Source organism: Niallia taxi, assembly GCF_032818155.1.
Lineage (GTDB): Bacteria > Bacillota > Bacilli > Bacillales > Cytobacillaceae > Niallia > Niallia taxi_A.
The window spans coordinates 487,116-501,697 of record NZ_CP102589.1; the positions used below are offsets into that span (position 1 = coordinate 487,116).

The following is a 14,582-nucleotide window of genomic DNA, read 5'->3' on the forward strand; positions in this document are numbered from 1 at the left end:
ATTAATGAATAAGAAGTTCTTAATGACAGCACTAACTTTGGCTGGTTCAATCACTTTAATGGCAGCATGCGGTAATACAACAAATAAGGAGGCAGGGGAAAGGACATCGCTTGAGACTCAACAGGCAGTTGAGGAAAGTGCAGAACAAAAACTGACAAATGGCCAAAAACTGGCGAATATATTAGGCAGTACAAACTGGCAGGGTACTCGTGTTTATGATAAAGATAATAATGACCTTACAAAAGAAAATACTGGTTTTATCGGTTTAGCAAAATATGATGCAGAGACTGGGCACTATGAATTTTTTGATGCTCAAACAGGAGAGACACGTGGTGATGAAGGAACGTTCTTTATGACAAATGACGGAATGAAACGCATACTCATTTCCAAGACGATGAATTATCAAGCGGTTGTCGAAATTACAGAATTAGACGAGGATATGTTTACGTATAAACGAATGGGAAAAGACGCGAAAAATAATGATATTGAGGTTTTTGTGGAGCATATACCTTTTGCTGACAATAATTTAAGCTTTACCACAGCTGATCAACCTTTAAATGCTTCTACAGGGGAGATTTTAACTGATGAGGATGGGGATAACATCCTTGGTTCTAGTTTATGGCAAGGAACAAAGGCAATTGATGAAGAAGGAAATGATGTCACAATGTATAATGAGAACTATATTAGTCTTGCTAAGTTCGATAAGGATACGAATCAATATGAGTTCTTTTCTTTAGAAACAGGTGAGAGCCGAGGTGATTATGGTTACTTTAATGTAATTAATAACAATAAAATTCGTGCACATATGTCTATTGGTGAAAATAAATATGGTGCAGCATTGGAGCTTACAGAGCTAAATCAAAATAAATTCACATATAAACGTGTTGGTAAGGATGCGGACGGAAATGATATTACCATCTTTGTGGAGCATGAGCCATATAAGGGAGAATTAACACCAGTTTTTAGCTTATAAGTAAGTAGAAAACTCCTTACTTGAAAATAGTAAGGAATCTCCTTTATAAATGGAAAAAAGGAGACTAAGATGACCATAAAAAATCGATTTTTAACTTCATATATAGGTGGTATTGTTATAGCAAGTGTCTCCATTCTTGCCATTCTCTGCATTGTTTTTTATGTGACAACAGGTACAGTACCAACGCCTAAAACATGGTATCAAACCTTTACAAAGCAACGCTCCTTAAGTCCTGAAGAGGAGCTTGCTTATGTGGAGCTGCGCAATATTGCGAAGACGAATCCAGATAAACTTTTAGAGAAAGGCACGGCCACTGATTTACAAAAAATGGAGAAGAAGTCACTTGGTGTTGTCATTCGTCATGATGATAGTATTTTATATTATTCAAAAGGCTTAGTAGAGAAATCTCTTGTTGTTCATTTTCCAGTTTTTGATACGAATAATATTGAAACAAAAGGAACGATAGATAATGCAGGCAGAATGTATCGTTACATAAAATTTGATTTTTATTATAGTGATCTGTCAAAGGGAAGCATTCTTGTCTTAAAAAAGGAAAATAACCTTTTAGAGTTTTTTACTAAATGGGGAATTACGATTAGTATCGTCATTATTCTTGTTTCAATCACAGCAATGCTTTTTTTAAACCAGCTTTTGCATAGGACAATTATTAAGCCTTTAGAAAATTTAGGACAGTTTATGTCTGAATTGCGTGGGGAAAATCTGCAAAGCAAAACACCAGCTTTACCTGCCAATACAGCAAAGGAAGTCCAGCAGCTGACAGCTAATTTTGAAAGTATGCGCACAACACTGTTAGCCTCTATCCAAGAGCAGCAGAATCTTGAAAATAATCGAAAGGAGTTAGTTGCAAGCATTTCTCATGATTTAAAAACACCAATTACCTCCATTATTGGTTATATTGAAGGCTTGCAGGAGGGGATTGCTGATACGCCTGCAAAGCAGGAAAAGTATTTACAGACAATACATTCAAAATCGATTGCATTAAATCGTTTAATTGAAGAGCTGTTTCTTTATTCTAAACTCGATGCGGAAGCTGTCCCTTTCTATTTTGAGCGGATACAGCTGGAGAAATTTCTTGTACATATGTCAGAGGAATTTAAATTGGACAACAGAGCTGTTCAGTTTCAGATAAATGTACGTGAGGATATGTATGCTTCAATTGATCGTATGCAAATGAACAGGGCTATTAATAATTTATTCGAAAATAGCTTAAAGTTTAAAAAGACTGATGAACCTTTATGTATAACATTAGAAGTTACGGCAAATGCAGATAGGCTAGAGATTCATGTATCGGATAATGGGCAGGGAATTGCGGAGTCTCAACTTCCCTATGTATTTGATCATTTTTACCGTGGAGAGGAAGCGCGCACATTTACAACAGGCGGTAGCGGTTTAGGGCTTGCCATTGTGAAGCAAATCGTTGAAAAACATCAAGGCCATGTGGAAATTCAAAGTAAATTACATTATGGCACTAAAGTGACAATAATACTCGCAAGAGCCTAAGGAAGGTGTCAATTAATGGTGCCATCACGAATATTAATCATAGAAGATGATGTAAGTATTGCCGAATTACAAAGGGATTATTTGGAGATACATCAAATGGTAGCTGAGATTGAAACAGATGGATTAGCAGGGGTAAATAGGGCATTAAATGAGCCATATGATTTAATAGTCATTGACTTAATGCTTCCTTCAATTGATGGTTTTGAAATCTGTCGACGGATTCGTGAGAAGAAAAATATCCCCCTAATGATTGTTTCAGCTAAAAAGGAAGATATTGATAAAATAAGAGGACTTGGGTTAGGTGCAGATGATTATATGACAAAACCATTTAGTCCAAGTGAACTTGTTGCGCGAGTGCAGGCACATATCAAAAGGTTTAAACTACTAACAGGCAGCGGACAATCACAGGAAATAATAGAGAAGAAAAATATCTTAATAGATAAGGGAGCACACAAAGTATTCATTTTAGGACAGGAGTTTATCTTCCCGACAAAGGAATTTGATTTACTCGTGTTTTTTATGGAGCATCCTGATCGTGTCTGGACAAAGGAGCAGCTTTTTCGGCAAGTTTGGTATATGGATGATTTAGATGGTGATGTTTTTACAGTCGTTGTCCACGTTGGAAGGATTAGAGAAAAATTAAAAAAGGGAAAATTGTCAGAGTCACCTATAGAGACAATATGGGGAAGTGGATATCGGTTTAATAGCTAAAGGCAAAAAAAGTTTCACATGAAACATTTTAGCAAGAAGAATTGGTATAAAGCATTGTTTGTCATATAAAGAAGAGTTCGATTTGGAATCGAACTCTTCTTTATTTTTACTTAATATTAACGGGGAAGATAATCCATCATCCCTGTTTTCCAAATTTTTTTATTATGAAAGGGAAATATCTCGGTTTATTAATTCTATCTTAAAGACATCTATCCTAAGCAGGTTCCCCATTGTACTAATTCCGTACTTATAAAACAACTCCAAACATATTCTTATAAAAGAATGAGGAGGAGGTCGAAGCAGTGAAAAAGGTTAATGTTGGGTTGCGCCCGATTGTAAGTAAGATTAATTTACCTACTGTGTTGAAAACAGCTGTACTTCCAGGTGATTCTGTTGAGAGATTATTTATTGCTACACAGGTGGGCGAAATTTTTTATGTGGATGAGGAGGAAATAAGGACTTTTTTAGATATTAGTCTGCAGGTTATTAAATTGGGTTCTCAAGGTGGATATGATGAACGGGGCTTATTGGGACTTGCGTTTCACCCTGACTTTTTTCATAATGGTTTGTTTTATCTTCATTATTCTATGGCTGGTTCACAAGGATCAGGTGTACAGCCTAAAGATTTTAAGCCAGATCCGTGTAATCCTAAAACATTGAATTTGAGATGGACAAATAGAGAATCTCACTATGATCATATTGATACGGTTGAAGAATGGGGATTACAGTCAAATGGGCATCCAAAAAAACTGCGGACACTGCTTAGCTTAAGAAGACCTTTTTCGAATCATAATGGTGTAAACAGTTTGAATTTTTCCCCTGAAACCGGGAAGCTAGTTTTTACAAATGGAGATGGTGGATCAGGCTATGATCCATTTAATTTAAGTCAGGATGATATGGAGATTGCCGGTAAGATAATAGAAATAGATGTTAGAAAGAATACCCACACTAATAACCCACCTATAGTTACTCGTTTTAATGAGCTGCCCCCAGCCAGTCAGGAATTGCTCACAGTGATGGCGAAGGGGGTTAGAAATATAACAGGCATTTCATTTCAAAAGGTTTATAATCAGTACATTAAATATACAGGAAATGTCGGGCAAGAATTAGTCGAGTCAATTTTTGCTTTCAATCATTATAGGCCAATACCAGTTACTCAGATTGTTAAAGCATATGATATGAATGCAAAGCTTAACCAAAAAGGATTGATAAACCTTGGCTGGCGAGGGTGGGAAGGTGATTTTCCTACAGCAATCATAAGAGATTGTAGTAATAATCCAGCGTTAGATCAGAAAATATCTGCTTTTTATAATGAAGCAATAGCACTTTCAGGGCATCGCCTTCAGCCTTTAACAAGCTACTTTCATGATGATGCCAGACCTGATAAGTTTAGTGGAACAGCACTTACGGGCATTCAGCCATATCTTGGCAGTGACATTCCTGGTTTAACAGGAAAAGTGATTTTTACCGATGTTGTGCGGAAGGATTCAGAACCAAAAAGAGGGACTTTAGCATATACGTCTTTAAAACGAGACGGTAAACAAAACGACTTTAGCGTGATTAATGCTGATTATGATTTTGGCACACAATCAGCATATTATGTTAGTTTAGGAGCAAATCTTAATCAAACTAAATTATATTTAGGTGTTTTTGGTTCTATGAAAGTGACAGATTATAACCAAGGGACCATTTTCGAAATAGTGCCATGAATGGAGATTTAGCTAGTAAATTCCTCTTAATCTTTTAAATATCAGTAACGCAATTTCAACCCATAACCAGCTGTATAGGAAAGAAAAGATAAAGATTATTCCAATTGTAAGTAGTGAGAAGGAATTAGAGAAGGCCGGCCCTAAAATGGGAAAGCGTAAAATATACAGTAATATGCTAATTCCTAATGTTAAAGAAAAAGCTCCAGCGGCAATAATACTTAATCTTGACTTGAAGAGGTAAAAGGACAGCCCGATACCAAGTCCTAATAACCCTGTTGTAAAAGGAAACACAATTAGTTCGGTTGGCTGCAGGATAAATAACAATATTATTGCTTGAAAAAAGACCATTGCTCCAAATGGAACGGAAAGCATGACATATAACAAAATAGGTGCTGTGGCAAGGGGGCTTAAAACATACCCTATACCTGGAAAAAAGCCGCCAGCAGACTGAAAGATAGCTGCAAAACAAGCGAAAATCGAACCTAATATAAGCTTTTTCGTTTTTGTATGTTTAGTAGTGAAGGTTTTTTGAGCTAGCTGGATCTCAGTGGAAATAGCATTGAATAAATACATTTTTTTCACCTCATTCTAACTGCTTTCTTACAGTATATAGAAGCGGGGATAGTAATATTAATAAAACCAAGCAGGCCCTAAGCTGGACTGCTTGGTTTTATTTTATCCATACAGGCTCTTGTCGGTATTAACCATCATAGAATGTCTGTTAAGGGAAATCACCGTGAAAAGGGGAATGTTATGAATAATTATTATCGAACCGTTAGTAATCAGCCAGGTGTAATTTCAATTGCACGTGGTGATGTAACTGGTGATAGAGTTCTTGATAATGTCTACTTAACGGGAGTGAAAACTTCAGCTAGTCCTTTTGTTCAGAATATTACTCTCCATATCCAAGATGGGAAAACTGGAAATATACAAAGTGTACCGCTTCGCGAAAATGCCGGTTATAATCCTACAATTTTTTTAGGGGATTTTACTGGAAATGGCGTAGATGATATTTTCATAAGTATTGCGACAGGCGGCAGCGGCGGAATAATGTATCATTATATTTATTCATTTGTGGGAAATACAGTGCGGTTATTATTTGATGCGAATGTATATAATGAGCAATATCAGTATGAGGTTACGTATCAAGACAATTACAAAGTGAAGGTTGTCAGCAAGATTAATAATAAAAAATATATAATAGATATTTCGGCAAGAGATGCAGATTACCTAAATGAAATTTATGAGCAAAACGGCAGACTTAAAAGCCCAATTACCGGTTTTGTAAACCCGTTAAGTGGTTTATATCCAGTTGATTTTGATGCGAATGGTGTATATGAACTATTAGCCTATCAAAAAGTTGCTGGACGATATAATGCAGATTCCTTAGGTTATGTTTTAAATACGTTAGGATGGTCAGAAAACAGATTTGTTTTACAGAATCAGTATGTAGCTGTTTTTGGTTATTAAAAATTTGGTTTTTCGCATTTGTTTAGAGAAGCTCCGAGCAGCTTTTCTTTTTTTATTCCCAGAAAAATAAACAGCCGCTGACTTTAATCGTGACGGCTGTTAGGTTTATCATTGTATTCCAGACCGAATGAACCGTTCCCGGTTACGCAAATAGGCTTCCTTGCATAAACGCTTGACCTCCACATAGTCTTCTGCACAAACCGCTTCATAAATGGCTTTATTTAATAGGTTGGCAGAGTAATGCTTTTGGTGTGGTGTCAGCTTCCAATTAACTATACCGAAATGGATGAGCTTGTCCTTAACAGAATCCATTATTTGCAGCATTGTTTGGTTATTGGCAGATGTTATCATACTGCGAGTGAACATCATGGAAGATTGTACATATGCAGGATAATCATCCTTTTTTTCTGCATCAAGCTGCTGTTCTAAGTGTTTGTTTAGTTCTTCTATGTTATATATGAGGCCCTTTTCTATAACAGAGTCTACGGAATACTCCTCCAAAAATAGGAATACTTCCATTACATCTAAGATTTCTTTATAAGAGATTTCCTTTACGAATAAACCTCTATTTTTTAAAGAGGAAACAAATCCCTCTGATTCTAACCGAGATATAGCACCTCTAATAGGTGTGCGACTCATATTGAGCAATTGAGCGAGTTCATTTTCTGACAAAAGGGATCCAGGCATATAGATTCCAGTCATGATGTTTTCCCTTATTTTGCTGTAGGCGATGTCAACTAAGGAGGACATATTTCCATTTCCTTTCAAATAGGATTGCACACTTATCTTACCTGATACTCTACCCATCCGCAACAAACAAAAGCAAAGCAATTTACTTACATGAACTTTAAAAATCCTTAATATGGAGTTTACGTTTAAGCGTTATTCTTATCTTGCACTCAAGTTGTATACAAGTTGGATTCTAAGGAGGTACTCTTTTCAAAACAAGCTATTATTGTGTAAACCCTTGTAACTAGAAGTGAATCAGCTATAAGAAAAAAATTGATAATTTCAGGAGGAAATAATGAAAAAACTTCTTTCGTTCTTAATAATGATGCTTATTGCAACGGGGATTTTAGCTGGCTGTGGAACAAGCAGTTCATCAGGTTCGGCAAAGCAGAGTAAATTTGTTATTGCATATCTCCCTCAGGAGACAGATGAACAAATGCAAAAAACGTATAGTAATTTTGAAAAGGAACTTTCTGAAAAAATCGGTATGGATGTAGAGGCATACCAAGCCAATAGTTATAATGCTGCAATTGAAGCGATGAAAAATAATAAAGCAGATATGGCTATGTTTGGACCATTTTCCTACATAGTTGCAGAGGAAAGAGCGGGGGCAGAGCTTATTGCTAATTTAAGCAACCCGGCATTGGAGGGACAAGCTCCATCAGTTATTGTTGTCCCAAAAGATTCAACTATCCAATCTCTTGCTGATTTAAAGGGAAAAACAATCGGGTTTGCTGATCCAGTATCTACAACAGGGCATTTGCTGCCTAAATCAACTATTTTAAAAGAACTGAATATGGACGTAGAAGAACTGGAAAGTAAATTTTTCAAAAGCGTGCAATTTGCTGGAGGGCATGACAAAGCACTTATCGGTGTAGTTCGCGGGCAATATGATGCTGCTGGTGTTTCAGCGATGATTCCTGCCATGCTTGAGGAAAAAGGAGTTATTGAAAAGGATTCGTACCGTGTGATTGCAGAGTCTGAACCGATACCGGTTGGAGCACCATTTGCTGTAAGAGGTGGTTTAGATCAGGAAACGAAAGACAAAATAACGGAGTTTTTATTAAGCTATGATGATTCTAATTACTTCAAGGCAATTTTAGGCACAGAGGACGCCAAATTTGTAGAAGCAAATGATAGTGACTATGACGAGTTGCGGGATATTGCTGAAATGCTTAATTTAAGTCCAGAGCAGTTATTGGAGAACTAAGGGAGGAGAATTTAATGTCAGCACGCAATAAACCTTCCATGAATGCCGTTGAAATGCGCAGGATGAAAGCCAGCTTGTCTGTTATTTTCTTTGCCCTCCTGATTTTGTTTTCAATTTGGTTCGTGGAAATGGATATATTTGAGCTTATACAGAGTATGCCTATATTCTTCCACTTTTTGTTTACTGATTTTTTCCCTCCGAATATATCTGATTTGGACACATATATTGGACCAGTAGTTGATACCCTTATCTTTGCGGTAGTAACGACAAGTTTATCATCACTGCTGGGAATAGTCATTGGGTTTTGCATGGCACATAACACAACACCACATCCGGCTGTTCGGATATTTTTCAGAGGGATAATTGCATTTCTGCGGAATATTCCCTTTCTAGTCTGGGCATCTATATTGGTCGTAATATTTGGAGTCGGAACAATGCCAGGACTGTTCGCTTTAGTCTTGTTTGGGACAAGCTTCTTAGCTCGGGTATATGCAGAATCAATTGAAGAGTTGAATAAAGAGGGTGTGGAGGCACTGGATGCTTGTGGTGCTTCTTATCTTCAAAAAATAAAGCATGGGATTATGCCCCAATTCCTGCCGAGCTTTTATTCATGGACACTTTTTATGTTTGAAATAAATATTCGGGCTTCTGCCATTCTTGGACTTGTTGGAGCGGGCGGCATGGGAAGTATTTTGAAGCAGACGATGGACTTGTTTCAATATGGAAAAACATCTACAGTCATCGCTATTATGGTCATACTGATATTAATGGTGGAGTATGTGACAAACCGGGTAAGGGAGAGATTAATTTAAAATGTCAAAAGGTCAAATGCCTGTCCCTGAAACAGTATTAGTAAAAGAAAAAGCTTTTGCGAAGAAAAAAATTCCGATTGCCCATAAACAAACAAGACGGCAACAGCAATACTTCTTCATTACGGCTGGAATACTGTTTGTCATTTGTTTTATGCAGATAGATTTAAGCTTTACCCAATTTCAGGCGGGAGTGGCTAGAATCCCGTCAGTTCTAGAGATGATGATGCAACTATCATTTGCTGAACTTCCTGAGCTGGCAAGTGAAATGGTTGTTTCCTTAGTAACAGCGTTTCTGAGTCTTGTACTTAGCATATTACTTGCTGTCGTCCTTTCCTTTCTCGCGGCGAGAAATACGACCCCAAATAAATATTTCGGGATGCTGCTTCGATTTTTATTTATGATAATACGCGCTATTCCTGCTACTGTATGGGTTTTAATTGCTGTAGCAAGCATTGGATTTGGGACAATGGCGGGTGTGTTAGGTCTTATCTTTCCAACACTTTCTTATTTAGTAAAATCCTTTTCGGCCCAGATTGAGGAAGTAGGCCAAGAAACGATTGAAGCATTGCAATCAGTTGGTGCTACATGGTGGCATATTGTTTTTAGAGGCTTGATTCCGACACTTTTTACTAGTTTTTTGGCAATTACTGCTTTCCGATTTGAAATGAACGTAGCTGAATCTGTTATTTTAGGCATGGTAGGTGCAGGCGGTATAGGGCTGTTAATTCAAGGATATATCTCCTTCTATGACTTTAGCAGTCTTAGTCTAGGTATAATCATGGTGTTTATTACAATGTTTACACTTGAATTTATGACAAACCAAATTCGCAGACGCATGTCACATTAGGAGGAATATGATGGATAGCATTCTTAAAGTTACGAATCTAGTAAAACGATATAATGGCGGCACACTGGCATTAAAGGATATTAACCTGGAAGTGAAAAAGGGTGAATTTATTGCTGTAATTGGACCAAGTGGTGCTGGTAAATCGACGTTACTTCGCAGTATTAACCGTTTAATTGAACCGACAGAAGGTTCTATTGAATTTCTTGATCAGCGAATAGAAAAGGCGAATAAAAGCGAACTGAGAAAAATTAGGTCAAAGATGGGCATGATTTTTCAGCATTATAACTTGATTTATCGATCAAGTGTCCTTGAAAATGTTCTTCACGGACGATTAGGCTATATGGGCTCAGTTGCTGGAGTGTTTAACCGTTATAAGGAAGAGGATAAGCAGGAAGCAATCATGTTGCTAGAGAAGGTTGGGTTAGAAGCAGAAATCTATAAGCGGGCCGATGAGCTTTCCGGAGGGCAAAAACAGCGTGTAGGTGTTTGCCGTGCCTTGGCACAAAATCCAGAGCTTATCTTGGCGGATGAACCAATCGCCTCATTGGATCCAAAATCATCAGCTGTTGTAATGGATGCTATTTATAAAAACTGCAAGGAGCAAGGTATTGCCTGCTTAGTAAATCTCCATCAAGTTGATGTTGCCAAAAGATATGCAACAAGAATCGTGGCAGTAAAAGCAGGCACCATTGTCTTTGATGGTCAGGCAAGTGAATTAACGGAGGAAATGATTGAATATCTTTATGAGGGAAAAGAGCAAGAAATGTATGAGTCAGCCAATTAAGCACAAAATGAAAGGGTGTAAATAAATGGAAAATCAAGGTTTGGTAGCAAGCACAAAAAGCAGAATTATACCGTTTGAAGGAATTCGTAATTTCCGTGATATGGGTGGCTATAAAACAATAGATGGTCGGACAGTGAAGTATAGAGTTTTTTACCGTTCAGCTGAATTGACAGGCATGACTGATAAAGATAAAGAAATGTTTAGTTCACTGGGCATAAAGTATATATTTGACTATCGGGATGATGGTGAAGCTTTAGTGAAACCGGATCCTGTTATTGCAGGTGTTATTAACGAGAGAATACCTGCTATTGCAGGAGAGGTACAGGGGCTTGTCCAATCAATGGAGGACTTGGTGAAAAGTGAGTTATTCAAGGATCTTAAAACAATTGGATTAGCTGATATGTATGGAAAAATGGCACTGAATAGTCGTTCATACAGCAGGTTATTTGAAGTCATTCAAGATCCAGAAAATATGGGGATTCTCCATCATTGCGCAGCAGGCAAGGATAGAACTGGAGTTGGAGCAGCGCTTATTCTTTCAGCATTAGGTGTTCCAAAAGAGGTAGTAATAGAAGACTATTTAATAACAAACGAGACGTTGCGTGAATTTCAGGAAATGATAAAAGCAGAGCTGTCAGGCAAGCTGACAGAAGAGCAGATTAAGTTATTTGATGCCATGATGGCAGCTAAAGAGGAATATTTGCAAGCGGTATTTACAGTTATTGAGGAAACCTATGGAGATTTAGATACTTACTTCGAAAAGGAATTAAACTTAACTACTGAAAAGCGTACTGCTTTACAAAATTTATGGCTGGAATAAAAGTTTTCTAAAAAGAGTCTCGTGAAGGGCTCTTTTTTTGTGTGTAGTTATTCTGTCTTATTAGGACTTAGTGCCCGTTTGTCCTGTGACCTAAAATATGACAATATACGATATTGAAAAGCTATTTGGAAACGTTTACAATTAGGCTGTATATGCATGTGAAAGTAATAATCAAAGGAGGTTGAAACGTAATGAATGCAATTACAATTGTAATTGGAACGATGTGCTTCTTAATGATTGCATATCGTTTGTATGGTACCTTCATGGCTGCTAAAGTGTTAAAGCTGAAGGAAATGGAGGAACGAAAAAAGACCCCGGCTCATGAGCTCAATGATGGAAAGGATTATGTGCCGACGAATAAATGGGTTACGTTTGGCCACCATTTTGCGGCGATTGCTGCAGCTGGTCCGCTTGTCGGTCCAATTCTTGCTGCGCAGTTTGGCTATCTGCCAGGATTGCTTTGGCTGTTAATTGGGGCAGTAATTGGAGGGGCTGTTCATGATGCTGTTGTTCTTTTCGCATCCATGCGCAAGAAGGGAAAATCTCTTTCCGAAGTAGCGAAGGAAGAGTTGGGTCCTGTTGCTGGCTTTTGTACAGGACTTGCAATGCTGTTCATCATTACGATTACGATGGCTGGCCTATCAATGGTTGTACTTCATGCTCTTGAGCGCAACCCATGGGGAACGTTTGCAGTAGGGATTACAATTCCGATTGCGATGGGTGTTGGCCTATTTTATAAAAAGACAGGAAATTTGAAGCTTGCCAGTACAGTTGGTTTTATTCTTCTTATGATTGGTGTTTTTATCGGTCCATCCATTCAAGAAACTGCGTTAGGAGAATTCTTGACCTTTGATTCTAAAACATTAGCAGTTATTCTGCCAATCTATGCCTTCTTTGCAGCTGCACTGCCAGTATGGCTGTTGCTAGCACCAAGGGATTATTTAAGCAGCTTTATGAAAATCGGTGTGTTTATTGCGTTGATTATTGGTGTCTTTATTATAAATCCTGATGTGCAAATGCCTGCTTTCACAGAGTTTATACATGGCGGCGGCCCTGTTATTGCTGGTCCGGTTTGGCCATTCATTTCCATTACGATTGCCTGTGGAGCGATTTCTGGTTTCCATGCCTTTGTTGGTTCTGGAACAACCCCGAAAATGCTCGACCGTTGGCAGGATATAAAAATTGTCGGCTTTGGTGGTATGCTTGTTGAATGTTTAGTTGCTGTTATGGCTTTAATTGCAGCTGTTTCCTTACAGCCAGGCGATTATTTTGCCATTAACTCAACACCAGAAGTATTTAAAACTCTTGGTATGTCCGCAGTCCATTTGCCTGAGCTTAGCCAGGAAATCGGTTTAGACTTAGAAGGCAGAACTGGTGGAGCTGTTTCCTTAGCTGTTGGAATGACCTATATTTTTACGAGCATTCCTTGGTTTGATAATCTTGCACCGCATTTTTTCCAATTTGTGATTATGTTTGAGGCAGTTTTCATTTTAACAGCTATTGATGCAGGGACGCGTGTAGCGCGTTATTTGATTCAGGATTTCTTTGGTGAGGTATATAAACCGTTAAAACGCGTCGATTGGTTGCCTGGCAATATATTTGCAAGCGCGTTAGCATGTCTTGCATGGGGTTACTTGCTGTTCTCTGGAGATATTGGCTCAGTTTGGGCACTCTTTGGTGTTTCTAACCAGCTGATGGCATCTATCGGCTTGATTGTGGGAGCAACAGTCATTTTGAAAATAGCTGATAAGCGCAGCTATATCCTTACTTGTCTCATCCCGCTAGCGTATCTATTTGTAACAGTTAATGTCGCGGGTTATTGGATGATTACAAACGTATATTTAAATCCAGATGCTGCAGGATATAATGTAGTAAACGGAGTATTGTCGATCATTATGCTCATTCTTGGAATAATTATCGTAATTGCGGCAATTAAGAAGTGGGTCGAAATTTGGAAAACTCCCAGCTTAAGAGGAGATAAATATCTTTCTGCATAATTTTTAGGAGAGACTGCAGGCGTTTTGCCGCAGTCTCTCCTATTTAAAAGAGAGTAGTCTAAATTAATTGCCGAAGAAGAAACGTTCTGTTATTATTTAGATGTCTATTATTTAGACATCTAAATAATTGGGTAATCAGTAAACCTTTCTAGTTAAGATAGGAAATAGTGCTTTCAAGAAAAAGCAGAATTATAAGGCCAATTATATATTTAGATATCTAAATAAAAGCAAAAGACAGTTAGGAGTGTATTTAAAGATGGGAAGATTAGAGAATAAAGTGGCTATTATCACAGGTGGAGCATCAGGAATCGGGGAATGCATGGTAGATTTATTTTGCCAGGAAGGTGCTGTTGTGATTGCTGCAGATATTAATGAGGCAGCACTAGAAACGATTAGCCAAAAGGAAAATGTGTATGGGATAAAGTTGAATGTAGCTTCTGATGAGGATTGGCAGGATCTAGTGAAAGAAGTGGTATCAAGGTTCGGAAAGATTGATATACTCGTAAATAATGCCGGGATTTCCTCTGAAAAAATGTATCAGGATATTAATTTTGATGATTGGCAGAAAATGCTTTCTATTAATGGTTTTGGTCCATTTGCAGGGATGAAGCATGTAGCTCCCTTAATGGCAGCCCAAAAGAAAGGTTCTATTATCAATATTTCCTCCTACACGGCTCAAATTGGTCAAGGCTTTAATCATTATTCTGCATCTAAAGGCGCAGTACGTGCTATCTCAAAGGCAGCGGCTACTACTTTTGGTCATGATGGAGTTCGCGTTAATGCCCTTTTCCCTGGCATTATTGAAACGCCGATGACACAGTCCTTGAGCACTTCTAGAGATCTGCTTGGCCGATTGATTCAAGCAACACCACTTCAGCGGCTGGGACAGCCCGCTGACATAGCGAAAGCTGCGTTGTTCTTTGCCTCAGATGATTCTGACTATATTACAGGTGCAGAATTGGTGATTGATGGTGGATTCTCAGCACAATAGTAATGTAT

The 14,582-nt window shown here is 38.0% G+C and carries 14 protein-coding genes; 12 read left to right on the forward strand and 2 right to left on the reverse strand.

The genetic code is table 11. From position 1 onward, the window contains the following. The first annotated feature begins 4 nt into the window (after positions 1–4). From NQZ71_RS02530 to NQZ71_RS02545, 4 genes are all read left to right on the forward strand, one after another. Positions 5–973, forward strand: a complete 969-nt coding sequence (locus tag NQZ71_RS02530; RefSeq protein WP_275008156.1) for a DUF4822 domain-containing protein — start codon at positions 5–7, stop codon at positions 971–973. 69 nt (positions 974–1,042) lie between these two features. Further along, positions 1,043–2,494 (forward strand): sensor histidine kinase, encoded by a 1,452-nt coding sequence (locus NQZ71_RS02535; protein ID WP_275008158.1) that lies wholly within the window; start codon positions 1,043–1,045, stop codon positions 2,492–2,494. Positions 2,495–2,509: 15 nt separating this feature from the next. Beyond that, positions 2,510–3,205 carry a response regulator transcription factor gene (locus tag NQZ71_RS02540; RefSeq protein WP_144454988.1) on the forward strand — a complete coding sequence of 232 codons (696 nt, stop codon included), beginning with the start codon at positions 2,510–2,512 and terminating at the stop codon, positions 3,203–3,205. A gap of 302 nt (positions 3,206–3,507) precedes the next feature. Then, the gene (locus NQZ71_RS02545) at positions 3,508–4,914 is read left to right on the forward strand and encodes a PQQ-dependent sugar dehydrogenase (RefSeq protein ID WP_317011245.1); all 1,407 of its coding nucleotides are present in this window, start codon (positions 3,508–3,510) and stop codon (positions 4,912–4,914) included. Between the two features lie 12 nt (positions 4,915–4,926). Here the strand turns inward: NQZ71_RS02545 and NQZ71_RS02550 are convergent, their stop codons facing one another. After that, the gene (locus tag NQZ71_RS02550; protein ID WP_275008163.1) at positions 4,927–5,487 is read right to left on the reverse strand and encodes a hypothetical protein; all 561 of its coding nucleotides are present in this window, start codon (positions 5,485–5,487) and stop codon (positions 4,927–4,929) included. 180 nt (positions 5,488–5,667) lie between these two features. Between NQZ71_RS02550 and NQZ71_RS02555 the strand changes: the two genes are divergently transcribed. After that, positions 5,668–6,384 carry a VCBS repeat-containing protein gene (locus NQZ71_RS02555; protein WP_275008164.1) on the forward strand — a complete coding sequence of 239 codons (717 nt, stop codon included), beginning with the start codon at positions 5,668–5,670 and terminating at the stop codon, positions 6,382–6,384. A gap of 108 nt (positions 6,385–6,492) precedes the next feature. On the opposite strand, the gene NQZ71_RS02560 is transcribed toward NQZ71_RS02555, so the two are convergent. After that, on the reverse strand, positions 6,493–7,134 hold the full coding sequence (locus NQZ71_RS02560) for a GntR family transcriptional regulator (protein ID WP_164849665.1): 642 nt from the start codon (positions 7,132–7,134) through the stop codon (positions 6,493–6,495). Between the two features lie 274 nt (positions 7,135–7,408). On the opposite strand from NQZ71_RS02560, the gene NQZ71_RS02565 reads away from it, so the two are divergent. The 7 genes from NQZ71_RS02565 to NQZ71_RS02595 all read left to right on the forward strand — a co-directional run bounded on the left by NQZ71_RS02565 (position 7,409) and on the right by NQZ71_RS02595 (position 14,574). Beyond that, entirely contained in the window at positions 7,409–8,323 is a 915-nt protein-coding gene (locus tag NQZ71_RS02565) for a phosphate/phosphite/phosphonate ABC transporter substrate-binding protein (protein ID WP_144454994.1), read from the forward strand. Positions 8,324–8,337: 14 nt separating this feature from the next. Beyond that, positions 8,338–9,135 carry a phosphonate ABC transporter, permease protein PhnE gene (phnE, locus tag NQZ71_RS02570; RefSeq protein WP_144454995.1) on the forward strand — a complete coding sequence of 266 codons (798 nt, stop codon included), beginning with the start codon at positions 8,338–8,340 and terminating at the stop codon, positions 9,133–9,135. A gap of 1 nt (position 9,136) precedes the next feature. Continuing rightward, entirely contained in the window at positions 9,137–9,982 is an 846-nt protein-coding gene (locus tag NQZ71_RS02575) for a PhnE/PtxC family ABC transporter permease (protein ID WP_317011246.1), read from the forward strand. 10 nt (positions 9,983–9,992) lie between these two features. Next, positions 9,993–10,766, forward strand: a complete 774-nt coding sequence (gene phnC / locus NQZ71_RS02580; protein WP_220459891.1) for a phosphonate ABC transporter ATP-binding protein — start codon at positions 9,993–9,995, stop codon at positions 10,764–10,766. A 25-nt stretch (positions 10,767–10,791) separates the two neighbouring features. Continuing rightward, positions 10,792–11,586: a tyrosine-protein phosphatase gene (locus tag NQZ71_RS02585; RefSeq protein WP_144454997.1), complete on the forward strand. Its 795-nt coding sequence runs from the start codon at positions 10,792–10,794 to the stop codon at positions 11,584–11,586. 191 nt (positions 11,587–11,777) lie between these two features. Then, on the forward strand, positions 11,778–13,583 hold the full coding sequence (gene cstA, locus NQZ71_RS02590; RefSeq protein ID WP_144454998.1) for a carbon starvation protein CstA: 1,806 nt from the start codon (positions 11,778–11,780) through the stop codon (positions 13,581–13,583). Positions 13,584–13,839: 256 nt separating this feature from the next. Continuing rightward, positions 13,840–14,574, forward strand: coding sequence for an SDR family NAD(P)-dependent oxidoreductase (locus tag NQZ71_RS02595; RefSeq protein ID WP_144454999.1), 735 nt, complete (start codon positions 13,840–13,842; stop codon positions 14,572–14,574). The last annotated feature ends 8 nt before the right edge of the window (positions 14,575–14,582 follow it).